The 17,877-nt window shown below is 61.4% G+C and carries 15 protein-coding genes; 8 read left to right on the plus strand and 7 right to left on the minus strand.

Annotated features, from left to right (window positions below; genetic code table 11):
* The first annotated feature begins 143 nt into the window (after positions 1–143).
* The 7 genes from AC4IHP_RS16210 to AC4IHP_RS16240 all read left to right on the plus strand — a co-directional run bounded on the left by AC4IHP_RS16210 (position 144) and on the right by AC4IHP_RS16240 (position 8,191).
* Positions 144–1,160, plus strand: coding sequence for an AraC family transcriptional regulator (locus AC4IHP_RS16210; RefSeq protein ID WP_460119300.1), 1,017 nt, complete (start codon positions 144–146; stop codon positions 1,158–1,160).
* Positions 1,161–1,445: 285 nt separating this feature from the next.
* Positions 1,446–3,110, plus strand: coding sequence for an AMP-binding protein (locus tag AC4IHP_RS16215; protein WP_490832156.1), 1,665 nt, complete (start codon positions 1,446–1,448; stop codon positions 3,108–3,110).
* A gap of 18 nt (positions 3,111–3,128) precedes the next feature.
* A complete protein-coding gene (locus AC4IHP_RS16220) occupies positions 3,129–3,890 on the plus strand; it encodes an SDR family NAD(P)-dependent oxidoreductase (RefSeq protein WP_460119296.1) in 762 nt (253 codons plus the stop codon).
* Between the two features lie 12 nt (positions 3,891–3,902).
* Positions 3,903–5,096 carry an acetyl-CoA C-acyltransferase gene (locus AC4IHP_RS16225; protein WP_490832157.1) on the plus strand — a complete coding sequence of 398 codons (1,194 nt, stop codon included), beginning with the start codon at positions 3,903–3,905 and terminating at the stop codon, positions 5,094–5,096.
* 148 nt (positions 5,097–5,244) lie between these two features.
* Positions 5,245–6,372 (plus strand): acyl-CoA dehydrogenase, encoded by a 1,128-nt coding sequence (locus AC4IHP_RS16230; protein ID WP_217848704.1) that lies wholly within the window; start codon positions 5,245–5,247, stop codon positions 6,370–6,372.
* A 15-nt stretch (positions 6,373–6,387) separates the two neighbouring features.
* Positions 6,388–7,161 carry an enoyl-CoA hydratase gene (locus AC4IHP_RS16235; RefSeq protein ID WP_460119291.1) on the plus strand — a complete coding sequence of 258 codons (774 nt, stop codon included), beginning with the start codon at positions 6,388–6,390 and terminating at the stop codon, positions 7,159–7,161.
* Between the two features lie 154 nt (positions 7,162–7,315).
* Entirely contained in the window at positions 7,316–8,191 is an 876-nt protein-coding gene (locus tag AC4IHP_RS16240) for an NAD(P)-dependent oxidoreductase (RefSeq protein WP_490832158.1), read from the plus strand.
* Between the two features lie 124 nt (positions 8,192–8,315).
* Here AC4IHP_RS16240 and AC4IHP_RS16245 read toward each other — a convergent pair whose 3' ends face one another.
* The 5 genes from AC4IHP_RS16245 to AC4IHP_RS16265 form a co-directional block, all read right to left on the minus strand.
* Positions 8,316–9,467: an acyl-CoA dehydrogenase family protein gene (locus AC4IHP_RS16245; RefSeq protein WP_490832159.1), complete on the minus strand. Its 1,152-nt coding sequence runs from the start codon at positions 9,465–9,467 to the stop codon at positions 8,316–8,318.
* Positions 9,468–9,470: 3 nt separating this feature from the next.
* Entirely contained in the window at positions 9,471–10,577 is a 1,107-nt protein-coding gene (locus AC4IHP_RS16250; RefSeq protein ID WP_490832160.1) for an enoyl-CoA hydratase/isomerase family protein, read from the minus strand.
* 244 nt (positions 10,578–10,821) lie between these two features.
* On the minus strand, positions 10,822–11,508 hold the full coding sequence (locus AC4IHP_RS16255) for an HPP family protein (protein ID WP_460119283.1): 687 nt from the start codon (positions 11,506–11,508) through the stop codon (positions 10,822–10,824).
* A 156-nt stretch (positions 11,509–11,664) separates the two neighbouring features.
* On the minus strand, positions 11,665–12,843 hold the full coding sequence (locus tag AC4IHP_RS16260; RefSeq protein WP_490832161.1) for an MFS transporter: 1,179 nt from the start codon (positions 12,841–12,843) through the stop codon (positions 11,665–11,667).
* Positions 12,844–13,086: 243 nt separating this feature from the next.
* The gene (locus AC4IHP_RS16265) at positions 13,087–14,466 is read right to left on the minus strand and encodes a UDP-glucose dehydrogenase family protein (RefSeq protein ID WP_490832162.1); all 1,380 of its coding nucleotides are present in this window, start codon (positions 14,464–14,466) and stop codon (positions 13,087–13,089) included.
* A gap of 243 nt (positions 14,467–14,709) precedes the next feature.
* Here AC4IHP_RS16265 and AC4IHP_RS16270 point away from each other — a divergent pair, with 243 nt between their 5' ends.
* Positions 14,710–15,648 (plus strand): site-specific integrase, encoded by a 939-nt coding sequence (locus AC4IHP_RS16270; protein WP_460119277.1) that lies wholly within the window; start codon positions 14,710–14,712, stop codon positions 15,646–15,648.
* A gap of 6 nt (positions 15,649–15,654) precedes the next feature.
* On the opposite strand, the gene AC4IHP_RS16275 is transcribed toward AC4IHP_RS16270, so the two are convergent.
* On the minus strand, positions 15,655–16,203 hold the full coding sequence (locus tag AC4IHP_RS16275; RefSeq protein ID WP_460119275.1) for a PqiC family protein: 549 nt from the start codon (positions 16,201–16,203) through the stop codon (positions 15,655–15,657).
* A 17-nt stretch (positions 16,204–16,220) separates the two neighbouring features.
* Positions 16,221–17,876, minus strand: a complete 1,656-nt coding sequence (locus AC4IHP_RS16280) for a PqiB family protein (protein ID WP_252884214.1) — start codon at positions 17,874–17,876, stop codon at positions 16,221–16,223.
* Position 17,877: the final 1 nt, after the last annotated feature.

The following is a 17,877-nucleotide window of genomic DNA, read 5'->3' on the forward strand; positions in this document are numbered from 1 at the left end:
CGCGAACGCGGTGTGCCTGTGAGGCATCTTCATCTGACACACCGCGTTCGCGAGCAGGCTCGCTCCCACATTGGCCCTGCGGTGAATTCAGCAGCTGGGTTAAGATGCCCACCACCCAAAAACAACAAGGCTTACCTCGCTCCATGGCGGAAAAAGACACCATTGCCATTCAACTGGTGCGCGAAGCGCTGCTGCAAAGTTGTGCCCCGGGCGCGGCGACCGATGAGGCGCTGAGCAAGGTCGGTATTGATCCGGCCCTGTTAACGGCCGACGAGGGCAGGGTGCCGGCCTCGCAATACGCCAAACTCTGGCGCCTGTTGGCACGGCGCTGTGATGACGAGTTCTTCGGCATGGACCCGCGCAAGCTCAAGTCCGGCAGTCTGGCGTTTCTGTGTCACAGCGCCATGGCACAGCCGACGCTGACGGCGGCGCTGGATAGCGGTCTGACGTTCCTGTCGCTGATGCTCGAAAAGCTGCCGGCGCAACTGGTGCGTCAGCAGAGTTTGGCCGAAATCGTCCTGCTCGAAGACGACGCCGAGCCGCGCCGCGCCTTCACCTATTTCACCTACTGGATGATCGTGCACGGCGTGGCGTGCTGGCTGGCCGGGCGGCGGATTCCGATTCTGGCGATTGAACTGCGCTGCGCGGAGCCGGATTTCACTGACGATTATCGGGTGATGTTTTCGGAAAACCTGCGTTTCGAGCGAGCACGGACACGGATGATTTTTTCCGCCGATTGCCTCGATCTGCCGATCAAGCGCAGCGCCGAAGAGCTGAAGCGTTTTCTCGCCCAGGCGCCGGCCAACATTCTGGTCAAGTACCGCGACCCCGACAGCCTCGCCAGCCGGATCAAGCAGGATCTGCGACAACTGCCCGCCGAGCAATGGCCGGAAACCGAAGCGCTGGCCCAGCAACTGTGCATGTCCGCCTCGACCCTGCGCCGGCGTCTGGCCGAGGAAGGGCAGACTTATCAGGGGCTCAAAGACAGCGTGCGAAAAGAGCTGGCGATCACCTGGCTGGCGGAACCTTCGATCAGTTTCGTCGAGATTGCTGCGCGGCTGGGCTTTGCTGATGCCAGTTCGTTCTACAAAGCGTTTCGCAAGTGGTCGGGGTCGAACCCGGGGCATTACCGCACACTGATCCTCAATGAGGTCGTCTGACCCGACGCCTTCGCGAGCAGGCTCGCTCCCACATTTTTGAAATGCGTTCCCCTGTAGGAGCTGCCGAAGGCTGCGATCTTTTGATCTGGATGGTGAAAGTCAAGATCAACAGATCGCAGCCTCGTTGCACTCGTCAGCTCCTACAGGGCATGCGGCTCCAACCTCTTGGCCAAACCAGTCAGCTACGTTGATAACTTTGACCATTGCCCCAGACCCCGCGCGGCGCGACTATCCCTGTGTTGTTTACGGTTCCCAGCCTAATAAAAACACCGAGGGATTCTGGCAATGCGCGATTACTTGTCTGCCACCGAACAGTTCGATTATCAGCACACCGTCGACGCGTCGCTCAGCGGCACGCTCGCTGCGCTCAACGCTTGCGTCGAATGCTGCGACCGCCATGCCTTGCCGGGGCGCATTGCGTTGTTCTGGGAAGGTCGCGACGGCTCAAGTGCGACTTACACCTTCACTGATCTGCAAGACAAAGCCGCGCGTTTCGCCAATTTCCTCCTCGCTCAAGGCGTGCAAAAGGGCGACAAGGTCGCCGGCCTGCTGCCGCGCAACGTCGAATTACTCATCACCGTGCTCGCCACCTGGCGCATCGGCGCGGTGTATCAGCCGCTATTCACCGCGTTCGGCCCCAAAGCCCTCGAACATCGCCTGAACAGTTCCGGGGCGAAAGTCGTGGTCACCGATGCGGTCAATCGCCCCAAGCTCAGTGAAGTCAGCGCCTGCCCGACCATCGTCACTGTTGGCGGTGTGAAAGGTCAGGGCATTGTCCGTGGTGATTTCAGCTTCTGGGCTGAGCTGGCCAACCATTCCAATGTTTGCGAACCGACGTTACTGACTGGCGAAGACCCGTTCCTGCTGATGTTCACCTCGGGCACCACGGGGCCTGCGAAAGCGCTGTCGGTGCCGCTCAAAGCCATCGTCGCCTTCCAGAGCTACACCCGCGATGCGGTAGACTTGCGCCCTGAAGATGCGTTCTGGAACGTCGCCGATCCGGGCTGGGCCTACGGCATTTATTTCGGCGTGACCGGGCCGTTGGCGCTGGGCCACCCGATTACCTTCTACGATGGCCCTTTCACCCTCGAAAGCACCTGCCGGGTGATCAACAAATACGGCATTACCAATCTCACCGGCTCACCCACGGCCTATCGACTGCTGATTGCAGGGGGAGAGGAATTTGCCAGATCGATCAAGGGCAAGCTGCGTATCGTCAGCAGCGCCGGTGAGCCACTCAATCCGGAAGTAATCCGCTGGTTCGCCGACAACCTCGATGTGGCCATCCATGATCACTACGGCCAGACCGAACTGGGCATGGTGCTGTGTAACCACCACGGCCTCGAGCACCCGGTGCATGTCGGCGCCGCCGGTTTCGCTTCGCCGGGCCATCGCATCGTCGTGCTCGATGAGCAATACAACGAACTTGGCATCGGCCAGCCGGGCATTCTTGCCATCGACCGCCCGCAGTCGCCGATGTGCTGGTTCGGCGGCTACGAAGGCGCGCCGACCAAGGCCTTCGTCGGCAACTACTACCTGAGCGGCGACACCGTGGAGTGGAACCCGGACGGCAGCATCAGCTTCGTCGGTCGTAGCGATGATGTGATTACCACTTCGGGCTACCGCGTCGGCCCGTTCGACGTGGAGAGCGCCCTGATCGAACACCCGGCCGTGGTCGAAGCGGCGGTCGTCGGCAAGCCCGACCCGGAGCGCACCGAACTGGTCAAAGCCTTCGTTGTGCTGAGTGCGCAGTACCGCGCTGCGCCGGAGTTGGCCGAAGAACTGCGCCAACACGTGCGCAAGCGTCTGGCCGCGCACTCGTACCCGCGTGAAATCGAATTTGTCAGCGAATTGCCCAAGACCCCGAGTGGCAAATTGCAGCGCTTTATCTTGCGCAACCAGGAAATCGCCAAGGCTCAAGAGGCCGCGGCGCACAACGTTTCAGCTTGAATCCAAGGAAACACCGTCATGCAGATCGAGAACAAGGTTTTTATCGTCACCGGCGGCGCGTCAGGCCTCGGTGCCGCCAGCGCTGAATTGCTGGTCAGTGCCGGCGCCAAAGTCATGCTGGTCGACATGAACGCCGAAGCCGTCGCCGCTCAGGCCCAGCGCCTCGGCGCGCAAAGTGTGGTTGCCGACATCAGCAATGAGGCGGCTGCCGAAGCGGCGGTGCAAGCCACGATCGCCGCGTTTGGCAGCCTCAATGGCCTGGTCAACTGCGCCGGTATCGTGCGTGGCGAGAAGATCCTCGGCAAGAACGGCCCGCACGCACTCAGCAGCTTCGCGCAGGTGATCAACGTCAACCTGATCGGCAGTTTCAACATGCTGCGTCTGGCCGCTGCGGCGATTGCCGAGAGCGAGGCCAATGCTGACGGTGAGCGTGGCGTGATCATCAACACAGCCTCGGTCGCAGCGTTCGACGGTCAGATCGGCCAGGCTGCGTACTCCGCATCCAAAGGCGCGATCGCCAGCCTGACCCTGCCGGCCGCCCGCGAACTGGCGCGCTTCGGCATCCGCGTGATGACCATCGCACCGGGCATCTTCGAAACGCCGATGATGGCCGGCATGACCCCGGAAGTGCGCGACTCGCTGGCCGCCGGCGTGCCATTCCCGCCGCGCCTGGGCAAGCCCGCCGAATACGCCGCGCTGGTGCGCCACATCATCGAAAACAGCATGCTCAACGGCGAGGTGATCCGTCTCGACGGCGCCTTGCGCATGGCCGCCAAGTAAAGAGGATTAGTCATGACTACTGCCAACGATCCGATTGTTATCGTCAGCGCCGTCCGCACCCCGATGGGCGGTTTTCAAGGTGAACTGAAAAGCCTCACCGCACCGCAACTCGGCGCGGCGGCGATCAAGGCTGCGGTCGAACGCGCCGGTGTCGCCAGCGACGCGGTTGATGAAGTGCTGTTTGGCTGCGTACTGCCCGCCGGCCTCGGCCAGGCGCCGGCACGCCAAGCTGCGCTGGGTGCCGGGCTGGATAAATCGACCCGCTGCACCACGGTCAACAAGATGTGCGGCTCGGGCATGCAGACCACCATCATGGCCCACGACATGCTGCTCGCCGGCAGTGCCGACGTGGTGATCGCCGGCGGCATGGAAAGCATGTCCAACTCGCCGTATCTGCTCGATCGTGCCCGCGCCGGCTATCGCATGGGCCATGGCCGCGTGCTCGACTCGATGTTCCTCGACGGCCTCGAAGACGCCTACGACAAGGGCCGCCTGATGGGCACCTTCGCCGAAGATTGCGCCGAGGCCAACGGCTTCAGCCGCGAAGCGCAGGACGCTTTCGCCATCGCTTCGACCACCCGCGCGCAACAGGCGATCAAGGACGGCAGCTTCAAGGACGAAATCGTCCCGCTGACGGTGACCGTCGGCAAAGAGCAGGTGGTTATCAGCAACGATGAACAGCCGCCAAAAGCCAAACTCGACAAGGTTGCCTCGCTGAAACCGGCGTTCCGCGAGGGCGGCACGGTCACGGCGGCCAACTCCAGCTCGATCTCCGACGGCGCGGCGGCGCTGGTGCTGATGCGCCAGTCCCACGCCCAGCAACTGGGCCTCAAGCCGCTGGCGGTGATTCATGGCCACGCGGCGTTCGCTGATACCCCTGGCCTGTTTCCCACCGCACCGATTGGCGCGATCAAGAAACTGGTGAAGAAGACCGGTTGGACGCTGGATCAGGTGGATCTGTTTGAAGTGAACGAAGCGTTTGCCGTAGTAGGCATGGCGGCGATGACGCACCTGGAGATTCCCCACGACAAGCTCAACGTGCACGGCGGCGCCTGCGCGCTGGGCCATCCGATCGGCGCCTCGGGGGCGCGGATTCTGGTGACGTTGCTCGCGGCTTTGCGGCAGAAACAGCTCAAGTGCGGCATTGCAGCGATCTGCATTGGCGGCGGCGAAGCCACGGCCATGGCTGTGGAATGCGTTTACTGACCGACACCGCCCCCTGTAGGAGCTGACGAGTGCAACGAGGCTGCGATCTCTTGATCTTGCTTTCACAATCAGGATCAAGATCAAAAGATCGCAGCCTTCGGCAGCTCCTACAGGGGACTGTTGTGCGACTGACATTCAAGGACTCACCATGATCCCCAATGAAGACCAAACCCAGATCCGCGACATGGCCCGGCAGTTTGCCGAGGAGCGGCTCAAGCCGTTCGCCGCCGAGTGGGATCGCGAGCACCGTTTCCCCAGGGAAGCCATCGCCGAGATGGCCGAGCTGGGCTTTTTCGGCATGCTCGTGCCGGAGCAGTGGGGCGGCTGTGACACCGGCTACCTCGCGTACGCCATGGCCCTGGAAGAAATCGCCGCCGGCGACGGTGCGTGCTCGACGATCATGAGCGTGCACAACTCGGTCGGCTGTGTGCCGATTCTCAAGTTCGGCAATGACGACCAGCGCGAGCGCTTCCTCAAACCATTGGCCAGCGGCGCCATGCTCGGCGCCTTCGCGCTGACCGAACCGCAGGCCGGTTCCGATGCCAGCAGCCTGAAAACCCGCGCGCGGCTGGACGGCGATCACTACGTGCTCAACGGCTGCAAACAGTTCATCACCTCCGGGCAGAACGCCGGCATCGTGATCGTGTTTGCCGTGACCGACCCGAGTGCGGGCAAGCGCGGGATCAGCGCGTTTATCGTGCCGACCGACTCGCCAGGCTACAAAGTCGCGCGGGTCGAAGACAAACTCGGCCAGCATGCCTCCGACACCTGCCAGATCCTCTTCGAAGATGTGAAAGTGCCGGTTGCCAACCGCCTTGGCGAGGAGGGCGAGGGCTACAAGATTGCCTTGGCCAACCTCGAAGGCGGCCGCGTCGGTATCGCCTCGCAAGCCGTCGGCATGGCCCGCGCCGCGTTCGAAGCCGCCCGTGATTACGCCCGTGAGCGTGACACCTTCGGCAAGCCGATCATCGAGCATCAGGCCGTGGCGTTCCGCCTGGCGGACATGGCCACGCAAATCGCCGTCGCCCGGCAGATGGTGCACTACGCCGCAGCCTTGCGTGACAGCGGCCAACCGGCGCTGGTCGAGGCGTCGATGGCCAAGCTGTTCGCCTCGGAAATGGCCGAGAAGGTCTGTTCCATGGCCTTGCAAACCCTCGGCGGTTACGGTTACCTCAACGACTTCCCGCTGGAACGCATCTACCGCGACGTGCGCGTCTGCCAGATCTACGAAGGCACCAGCGACATTCAGCGCATGGTCATTTCGCGCAATCTCTGACAAGGAATTTTATTCATGACTTACGAAACGATTCTGCTGGAAACCCGCGACCGCGTCGGCCTGATCACCCTCAACCGGCCGCAGGCGCTGAACGCGCTGAATGCGCAACTGGTCAGCGAAGTGAACCACGCGCTGGATACGCTGGAAGCCGATGCGCACATTGGTTGCATCGTCCTCACCGGTTCGAAAAAAGCCTTCGCCGCTGGCGCCGACATCAAGGAAATGGCCGAGCTGACCTATCCGCAGATCTATATGGACGATCTGTTCAGCGACAGCGATCGCGTCGCCAACCGGCGCAAACCGATCATCGCAGCGGTCAATGGTTTTGCCCTTGGCGGCGGTTGTGAACTGGCGCTGATGTGCGACTTCATCCTGGCTGGCGACAACGCCAGATTCGGCCAGCCGGAAATCAACCTCGGCGTGCTGCCGGGCATGGGCGGCACCCAGCGCCTGACCCGCGCCGTGGGCAAAGCCAAAGCCATGGAAATGTGCCTGAGCGGGCGCATGATCGATGCGCTGGAAGCCGAGCGCTGCGGCATCGTCGCGCGGATCGTGCCGAGTGATGAATTGCTTGATGAGGCGCTGAAAGTTGCAGCAGTGATCGCCGGCAAGTCGCTGCCAATTGCGATGATGATCAAGGAGAGCGTGAATCGTGCGTTCGAGGTGAACCTGACCGAAGGCGTGCGCTTTGAGCGGCGGGTGTTTCATGCCGCGTTTGCGACGCAGGATCAGAAGGAAGGGATGGCGGCGTTTATTGCCAAGCGTGAGGCTGCATTTCAGGGTAAATGATGCGGCGTCCGGGCGGACGCATTCGCGAGCAGGCCCGCTCCCACATTGGACGGTGGAGATCCCTGTGGGAGCGAGCCTGCTCGCGAAGCTTTTAAAGGCCCACTCACTAGCGCTAGTCTGTTGACCTTCTTGCACATCGAGAGCAGAGGTCAACATGCGTATCGGATTTATCGGGCTGGGTTCCATGGGCAAGGGCATGGCTGCCAACCTGCTCAAGGCCGGCCATGAACTGCGGGTGTGGAACCGCAGCCAGCCTGCTGTCGAACAACTGGTCAGGCAGGGCGCAACGGCCGCCAGCGATCCCGGCGAAGCCTTCGCTGCCGACGTGGTGATCAGCATGCTCGCCGACGACGCGGTGACGCGCGCCGTGCTGATCGACAGCGGCGCGTTGGCCTCAAGCAAACCGGGGCTGATTCACCTGAGCATGGCCACGCTGTCGGTCGAGTTCATCAAGGAACTGGCGCCGCTGCATGAAAGCGTCGGCGCCAGCTTGATTGCCGCCCCGGTGTTCGGGCGCAATGATCTGGCCGAGGCCGGCAAGCTCAACATCGCCGTCGGCGGCCCGGCCAGCGCGATTGCCCGGGTTCAGCCGCTGCTGGATGTGATGGGTCAGAAAACCTGGCCGATGGGCGAAGATCCGGTCAACGCCGCCATCCTCAAGATCGCCACCAACATGATGTTGATCAGCGCCATCGAAGCCACCGGCGAAGCGATGGCGTTGACCCAGAGTTATGGCGTGGGCAATCGCGATTTTGTCGAGTTCATCACCAACACCCTGTTCGCCGCGCCGGCTTATAAGGTCTATGGGCCGAAGATTGCCGAGCGTGAAACTGAAGGGGCAGGGTTTACCTTGCGTCTGGGTTTGAAGGATGTCGGCTTGGCGCTGAAAGCAGGCGAGCCGAATCATGTGCCGTTGCCGGTGGCCAGTGTGTTGCGCGACAACTTGCTCGATGCGGTGGCGTTGGGCGAGGGGGAGAGTGATCTGGCGGCGTTGGGAGTGAGGGCGATCAGGCGTTCTGGGCAGAATTGAAAAGGATCTAAAGATCGCAGCCGTCGGCAGCTCCTTGAAATGCGCTGTCCTGTAGGAGCTGCTGAAGGCTGCGATCTTTTGCACTGCAAGGCGCTATCCCCAGCCTGCCAGGGAAACTCTACCTTTAGAACTGATAGTTCTTCAAATCGCGCGCAATCACCATCCGCTGTATCTCGCTCGACCCTTCATAGATCTGCGTGATCCGCGCATCGCGGTAGTACTTCTCGACCGGGTAATCCTCCAGATAGCCATAGCCGCCATGGATCTGGATTGCCGACGAACAGACCTTCTCGGCCATTTCCGAAGCGAACAGCTTGGCCTGCGAAGCCTCGGACAAGCATGGTTTGCCCGCCGTCTTCAGACGCGCTGCATGCAGGATCAGCAACCGCGCGGCGTTGATCTGCAGGTGCATGTCCGCGAGCAGATTGGCGATGCTCTGGTGCTCAATGATCGGCTTGTCGAATTGCACGCGATCCTTGGAATACGCCAGTGCCGCTTCAAACGCCGCCCGAGCGATACCCAACGCCTGCGCCGCGATGCCGATGCGACCGCCCTCAAGGTTGGACAGGGCAATCGCCAGACCTTTGCCGCGCTCGCCGAGCAGGTTGGCTTCGGGAATGCTGCAGTTGTTCAGCGTCACCGCGCAGGTGTCGGAAGCGCGGATGCCCATTTTGTGTTCGGTGCGATCGACGATGAAACCCGGTGTATCGGTCGGTACCAGAAACGCCGAAAGGCCTTTCTTGCCCAGCTCCGGGTCGGTCACCGCAAAGACGATCGCCAGTTTCGCCCGTTTGCCATTGCTGACGAATTGCTTGGCGCCGTTGATCACCCACTGGCCGTCGCGCAGTTCGGCGCGGGTGCGCAGGTTGTGCGCTTCGGAACCGGCCTGCGGTTCGGTCAGACAGAAGCAACCGATGGTTTGCCCACTGGCCAGATCGGCGAGCCAGGTTTGTTTCTGCTCATTGCTGCCGTAGTTGAGCACCGGGCCGCAGCCGACCGAGTTGTGGATGCTCATGAACGCACCGGTGGCGCCATCGCCGGCGGAGATTTCCTCAACGGCCAGCGCATAGGCGACGTAATCGACGTAAGTGCCGCCCCATTCCTCAGGTACGACCATGCCGAGCAAGCCCAGCTCACCCATCTTCGCCACCAGAGCATCGTCGATCCAGCCGGCCTTTTCCCAGGCCTGGGCGTGCGGGGCGATTTCGCCACGGGCAAAGTCCCGGGCCATGTCGCGGATCATCACTTGTTCTTCAGTCAGTTCGAGATCGTGCATGGCTCAGCTCCCGCTCTCATCAAAACCATGGAAGAAACTTGCGACCTGCGCAGCGTCCAGCTCAGCGACGGTCGGCGGGTTCCAGCGCGGTGACTTGTCCTTGTCGATCAACAGGGCGCGAACGCCCTCGATCAGGTCGCCACGGGCAAACCACTGGCGATCCAGATGCAGCTCCAGAGCAAAGCAATTCTCCAGACTCAGGTGCCTGCCACGACGGAGCATTTCCAGGGTCACGGCCATGGCCAGCGGCGAGCGGGTTTCCAGCAGATCTGCCGTGGTGAGCGCCCATTCGTGGCTGTCGGCAACGGTGACGGCGCGCAATTGCTCGATCATGCTCGGCACATCGGGCAGGGCGAAGAAGTGGTCAATGGCCGGACGCAGCGCCTCGAGTGGCGCATCCGACAGGGTTTGCACGGCATGCTTGGCCAGCAGATTCTGCAGCGACTTGAGCGGCGTGTCCTGCCATTCCATCTGATCGAGTTTCTCATCGAGCAGGGCCAGTTTGCTGCTGTCCAGGTACCAGTCGGCGAGGCCGCAGTACAGCGCATCGGCCGCGCGAATCTGCACGCCGCTGACGCCCAGATAAATCCCCAGCTCACCGGGAATGCGCGGCAGGAAGTAGCTGCCGCCGACATCGGGAAAATAGCCGATGGCCACTTCCGGCATCGCCAGACGGCTCTTTTCGGTGATCACGCGCAGATCGGCGCCTTGCACCAGGCCCATGCCACCGCCGAGGACGAAACCATCCATCAAGGCCAGCACCGGTTTGCGGTAGTGATGAATGGTCAGGTCGAGGGCGTATTCCTCGACGAAGAAATCTTCGTGCAGCGTGTCGCCGCTTTTGTAGCTGTCGTACAGCGAACGGATATCACCGCCGGCGCAGAAAGCCTTTTCACCGGCACCGCGCAACACCACGGCGTGCACATCGGCGTCAGACGCCCAGGCATCGAGCTGCTGTTGCAGCAGACGCACCATGTCGAGGGTGATTGCATTGAGGCCCGCAGGGCGGTTGAGGGTCAGGTGGCCGATATGGTTGCGCACCTCGGCCAGCACGTCGTTTTGCATGGCATCCATGGACGGGGTCCGCCGGGATGAAGCCTGAGCTGTCATCAGTAACTCCCTGCTTTTATTGTCTTTATTCGAGAAGCCCGGGTGGGGGCGTTAGCGGATCGTAACAGTGCAAATTTGTCGTGTACAACGGGGATATGTGCAGGGGGAATCTGCGTTTTTCTCTCAGGGCCGCTTTCTGTGCGCGTAGGAGCTGACGAGTACAACGAGGCTGCGATCTCTGGATTTCAAGAAACAAGATCAAAAGATCGCAGCCTCGTTGCACTCGTCAGCTCCTACAAGGCGATCATCGGAAGGTTTCGGTAATGCTGCGGCGTTTGGCGTGCAGCTCGCTGGCATGGATCAGGCGTTCGAGGTCTTCGGGGGTGACGTCGATGAAGGCTTCCATGTCGGCGAGCGCCAGTTTCAGGTCTTCGACAGTAATCGCCTGGCTGTCGACCGGGACCACGGGCGGCGCAGGATCGGCAGGGCGTTTCGGGTAGCGGATGCGGGTCAGATTATTGTAGGCCAGCGCGCTGGCGAGCATGCACAGGGCGCCGAGCATCACCGGCTCCATGGCTTTCCAGTCCATGGCGATGGTCGCAGGGTCGGCCAGTACCAGCGTCAATGCCAAGGCACCGGCCGGTGGATGCAGGCAACGCAGCCAGCACATCAGAATCACCGCCATTCCGGCGGCGAGGCAGGCGCTGCCCAGCGTTCGCCCGAGCACATGGGCGACAAGCAAAGCGACCACGCCGGCGCATAAGTACCCGCCCAGAATCGACCATGGCTGAGCGAGGGCGCCGGACGACACGGCGAACAACAGCACCGCCGAAGCACCCAGCGGGCCGATCAGGTGAAAGGCAACGTCATGCCCGAATACCTGCGCGCACATCCACACGCTGAACAGCGTGCCCAGGCTCATGCCGATCGCGGCACGGCTCCATTCGGTGGGGCGAGTGTTGATGGCGGCGGGCAACCAGCGAGCAAGCATGTAGAACTGATCCTGTGCAAAATCCGGGGCAAAAAAAAGGACTTGTCCGGCATATCCGGAAAGCCCTCGAAACGTTCCAACATTGGGGGAGGAACGCGCGTAGTTTGCCGATCAAAATCGATGCTGACAAATTCATATAAATGCAGTTTTAGTGCACTATTTTTGCACTGAAGCGGTGCGGCGTGCGCTGACGAAACATAGATAACCGCCCAGTGCTGCCAGTCCGCTCAGGGCATAGAACATGCTCGGCGCGGGCGTATGCATCAGAAGAAACCCGCAAATCACCGGGCTCGCGCCGCCGCCGAGTGCCGCCAGGTTCTGCGCGCCGTAGTAGCTGCCGCGCAGTGTCTCCGGGGCGAGGGTGTCGACGAAGAGGAAGTCTGCCGGGTAAATGATCATTTCGCCCAAGGTGAAAATGAACATCGCCACGCACCAGCCAATCAGGTTGTCGGCCAGACTGAAACCGATCAGCCCGACGATGAACAGCGCGGTGCCGCCGGCAATCCAGTGACGCAGGTGTTCGCGGCTGAGCCAGCGACCGACCTGGTACTGCAGCAGAATCACCGTGATTGCGTTGCAGGCGAGCAGGGCGGCCATGGTGTCGAGCATTTGTTGCTGATTGTGGGTGACCAGCAGGTATTGCGACAGGTACAGGGTGAAACGTCCGTGCACCAATGTACTGAGCAGGCAGCCAAGGGTGAACAGCACCATGGTGCGATCGCTTTTCAGGATCATCAGCGTATTGAGGAAACTTTGCGGCGCACTGCCGGACGTTATCGGACTGGCATCCCTGGTCGCGCCGAGCAGCAGGAAAATACTGCCAATGGCGATCGCGCCGGCAACGATGAAAGGCGCGGCCGGCTGTACGCCGGCAATCACCACGCCAATCATCGGGCCAATCGCGTAACCGATGTTGGTCAGGGTGTAGTTGAGGGAAAACGCCTTCACCCGCTGGCCCACCGGCAGGTGTTCACTGAGGATTGCCTTGCTGGCGATGAGAAACAGCGCCGAGGCAGTTTCGCTGATGATCAGCACGACGGTCACCAGATATAGATTCTGCGCAAAGGTCAGCAGGATCAGGCCGATACCGCTGGAGAGCATGCTCAGGATCAGCAATCGGCGCTTGTCCAGCTTGTCGATGATGTAGCCGCCGTACAGCGACAGCAGCGTGGCGCTGAACACGGCGATGCCCAGCAGCAAGCCGACATCCTGCGGATTGAGGCCGAGCTTGTTGCTGAGGAACAGCGTCAGCAGCGGACTGACCAGGGCGCGGCTGATGACCACGGTCAGCGAGCTGAGCATCAACCGGCGGATGAAAGGCGAATAGATGGCCACGGAAGAGGAATGTCCTTATTCGGGAAGCCTGGGGCGAACGCCATCCTCTCTGGGCAGCCGCCACCGGTCAAGCTGATACACCAGCGTCCCTGGGAGCACATGATTTCCCTGTGGGAGCGAGCCTGCTCGCGAAGGCGGCGGATCAGTCACCTGCGATGTCGCTGACATACCGTATTCGCGAGCAGGCTCGCTCCCACAGGGTCTGTGTGCCTCACAATTACCAATGACTCCCACAGGGGCAGATCAAGCCACATCAGACGCCGCCGGCCTCTGCCGCATTGTGATCGGCAACCTGCACGATTCACCGCGCCCCATCGGGAAATACTGAAAGCCATTGCGCGCCAGACGCTCGGCGTCGTACAGGTTGCGCCCGTCAAAGATCACCGGGCTGTTGAGCCGTTGTTTGATCAGCTCGAAATCCGGGGCCTTGAACTGTTGCCATTCGGTGCAGATGATCAGCGCATCGGCGCCGGCCAGTACCGATTCCGGCGTGCCCATCAGCATCAGTTTTGATTCGTCCGGATAGAGACTCTGGGTTTGCAGCATGGCTTCCGGATCGAACGCACGCACGCTGGCGCCGGCAGCCCACAACGCGTCGAGCAGCACCCGACTCGGCGCGTCGCGCATGTCGTCGGTGTTGGGCTTGAAGGCCAGTCCCCACAGGGCAAAGGTCCTGCCGCGCAAGTCACCACGGTAGAACGCGTTGATGCGCGCAAAGAGCTTGTGCTTCTGCCGCTGGTTGATCGCCTCGACCGCTTGCAGCAGATCACTGGAGCAATGGGCCTGCTCGGCACTATGGATCAGCGCGCGCATGTCCTTGGGAAAACACGAGCCGCCGTAGCCGCAACCCGGATAGATGAAGTGATAGCCGATTCGCGTATCGGCACCGATGCCTTGGCGCACTGCTTCAATGTCCGCGCCCAGGTGTTCAGCGAGTTCGGCGATCTGGTTGATGAAACTGATCTTGGTCGCCAGCATGCAGTTGGCGGCGTATTTGGTCAGCTCGGCGCTGCGCAGGTCCATGAACAGGATGCGGTCGTGGTTGCGGTTGAACGGCGCGTACAGATCGCGCATGACATCGCGCACTTCAGTGCCTTCGCACCCGATAACAATGCGATCCGGCCGCCGACAATCGGCAACCGCCGAACCTTCCTTGAGAAATTCCGGGTTGGAAACAACATCGAATTGCAGCAGGCGGCCGACCTTGATCAGGGCCTTTTCGATGTGGCTGCGCAAGGCGTCACCTGTGCCCACCGGGACCGTGGATTTTTCCACCACGATCAACGGCTGCTCGCGATGCCGCGCGATCGCGTCGCCAACCGCCAACACGTAGCGCAGATCGGCCGAACCGTCCTCCCGTGACGGCGTGCCCACCGCGATGAACGCCACACGCCCGTGCACCACCGCGAGTCGTTCATCAGTGGTGAATTGCAGGCGTTGCGAATCCAGGCCCTCACGCACCAGACTGGCCAGCCCCGGTTCGAAAATACTGACGTGGCCCTGGCGTAACTGCTCGACCTTCTGTGCGTCGACATCCATGCACACGACCTCGTGACCGACCTCGGCCAGCACCGCCGCTTGCACCAGACCAACATAACCACTGCCAAACACCGTGATCTTCATGCCGCACTCCTGCTTGCAGTTCCCTGCATTGAACATAAGAGCGCGATGTTTCAGTTCGCCTACCGTGCTGATGAAGCAGCAAACAGACCGTTCGGGGAAAGCCCGATTGACTTTTACTGCCTCGAACGGCAGGTTGTCGGCCTTTCGCGGCAACCCCTGTCATCGAGTCATGCCGTTTTTTGCGTTTCAGTTCATGCATTTATTGTTTTTGTTGAATCGTTTTTTATTTCAAGGCCGTTTCGTTTGAGTGATTTGTCGAGTACCCATCCCGCACCGTCCAACACCAATCCGCTGACCGTTTACCTCGCGCGACTGGCGCCTTCCAGCCAGTTGACCATGCGCTATGTGCTGCAAGACGCCGCCGACCGCCTCGGTTTCGAGGACGTCGATATCGAAGACATCCCTTGGCACGGCCTGCAACCGGAAGACGTGGTAGCGCTGGTCGCCGCTTTGCGTGCCGACGGCTATGCACCGAACACCTCATCGCTGTACGTGAATGCCGTGCGCGGTGTGATGAACGAAGCGTGGCGCATGAGCCTGATCAGCCAGGATCACCTGCTGAAGATGCGCTCGGTCAAGGGCATCGCCGGCACACGGTTGTCCCAGGGACGCAATCTCAAGCGCACGCTGATTCACGAACTGATGGAAGTCTGCGCTGCCGACCCACGCCCGCAGGGCTTGCGTGATGCGGCGGTGATTGCGCTGCTGTACGGCACCGGCATGCGCAAGTCGGAATCGGTGGATCTGGATCTGAGTCAGGTCGATTTTCGCGAACGCAGCCTGACCGTGACTGGCAAGGGCAACAAGCAGTTGATCAAATACGCGCCGGCCTGGGCCTTTGCCAAGCTCGATGCCTGGCTGGAACTGCGTCGTTCACAGCTCAAGGAAGGCGAGAGCGACGATGCGTTTCTGTTCAACCGCATTCGCCGGGGCAGCCATATCACTCGCGAGCGCATTACCAAACACGCGATTTACTACATCGCCCGCCAGCGCGGTACGCAGGTTGGGGTGAAGATCATGCCCCATGATTTTCGGCGTTCGTTCATCACTCGGGTGATCGAAGAGCACGACCTGTCGATCGCACAGAAACTCGCGCATCACAGCAATATCCAGACGACCGCCAACTACGACGTGCGCGATGACAACGAGCGGCGGCGGGCGGTGGATCGCTTCGATTTGTAAACGGTGTCAGGTCTGCGGCGGGCAGCGCGACCCGCTGGCACCCTGCGCGATGTGCGCAGCGAGGCGTTTGATGTTGTTCTGTTGCGCGGTCACCAGTTCGTCGATGCTCGGCCCCGAAGGCGTCTGCAACACCGAGCGACAGTTCAGCAGCGCGGCGTCCGTCGCACCCAGCGGGCGCACTCGCCATTTCACGTCGATCAAGGCGTACTGCCCGGGGATCGAATCGAAGCGCTGTACATCGACGCGCACGGAGGCTCGCTGCTGACCGACGCCGCTGCTCAGCTGATCAGCCAGTGCACCGCGTAACTCATCGGCAAGGGTGGCGCTCCACCAATCGGTTTCCAGAATAGCCACGCCGCTGTTGCCTTGGCGGATGACAATTTGCGCGCGATCGACCTGCGGCGGCACGCTGATGCTTTCGATGGCGATATCGGCGCCGTTGCGACTGACACCCGGTTGCGCCGGGGTCAGCGTATGGAAGCTGATCGGGTCGCTCCGGCAGGCGGTCAGCAGCACGAGCGCAGCGAGCACGGTGATCTTCAACGGTAAAGCCATGGATTCAGCTCCTGTGCTCAATTGCGTGGCGGTCCTTTGAGGTCCAGCGGCGCGGCGTTGTCCGGCCGCCCGCGAATCAGCGACTCAGGGTGGCGACCGAGGTAATCCGACAATTCACGCAACGAGCGCGACATGCGTCCGAGCTCGTCGAGAGTCTCGGTCAGTTGCTCGCGTTGCGGTGAGTCCTCGGCCAAAGTCGAATTGGCGGACTGCAACGTCTTGCTGACGTCGGCGAGGGTGCTCTGTACGCTCGGCAGGGTCCTGGCATTGAACTGCTTCAGGCCTTTGCGTAGCTCGACCAGATTGCCGTCGAGGTTGCTGGCGATGCGTTCCACCGGCAGCGCGTTGATCTTGTTGACCATCGCCTCGAGTTTTTCCTGCAACTGTTCGAGGCTGCCAGGGACGGTCGGAATGGTGACCGGCCGCGCCGTAGGGTCGAACGCGACTTTCGGCGCTTTAGGGTAGAAATCCAGCGAGATATACAACTGACCGGTGAGCAGGTTGCCATTGCGGGCCTGGGCGCGCAGGCCGTTTTCGATGAACGTGCCGATCAGGCGCGCGCCGGTGGCCTCGTCGTTTTCGTCGCCATGGTAGGTCTTGAGAATCTTCGCGTGGGCACGGCCGAGTCGCTGCGGATAAATGACGATGCCGACATTCACCGGAAAGGTGCGCTTGACCTCGTCGAAGTCGAGATTGACCGCCACCACCCGGCCGATTTCGATACCGAGAAACTCCACAGGCGCATCAACCTTGAGCCCGCGCAAGGCCTGATCAAACCGCAGCGCCAGATACTGCGCCTTGCCGTCAGGCGGGGCGAGGGCGGCGGTCTGGTTGGCGAACAGCTCGAAACTCTTGTCGTCGCTGGCCGGCGTGTCGTTGGGGCTGTAGTCCGGGGCGCGAAAAGCGATGCCGCCCACCAGCAGGGTCGACAGCGATTCGGTTTTCACCGCAAAGCCGTTGGCGCCGACATTGATGTCGATGCCACTGGCGTTCCAGAAGCGGGTGTTTTCGGTAACGTAGGCATCATTGGGCGAATGCACGAAGACTTCGATATTGACGCCTTTGCCGTCCGGGTCCAGCGCGTAGGACACGACTTGGCCAACGGGAATCTTGCGGTAGTAGACGGGGGAACCGATGTCCAGCGAGCCGAGGTCGGCGGTGTGCAGAGTGAAGCGCTTGCCCGGCTCGCCGTAGGTGATCGGCGGCGGGTTCTCCAGGCCTTTGAAGGTTTTTGCCCGGGTGTTGGCCTGGCCGATGTCGGCACCGATATAGTCGCCTGACAGCAGCGTATCGATGCCCGAGACACCGCCGGCACCGATGCGCGGTCGCACCACCCAGAATTGCGAGTCCTCGCGGGTGAAGGCTTCGGCTTGCTTGGCCAGTTTGATCGTGGCGTTGACGTGTCTATGGTCGCTGGCCAGTTCGACCTCCGAGACATGGCCGATGACCACGTTGCGGTACCTGACTTCGGTCTTGTTGGCGGTCAGGCCATCACCGGTCTTGAAAGTGACGGTGATGACCGGGCCTTCTTGAAGGATGTTGTGAATCACCAGCGAAATGCCCACCAGCACCGCCACGATCGGCACGATCCATACCAGTGAAATACCGAAACGGCGGGTTTTGATCGGCGCTTGACCGGGTGCTCGCGGCTCGTCGCTGGTTGACGACTTCATC

The sequence above is a fragment of the Pseudomonas sp. UF-293 genome (assembly GCF_058245595.1).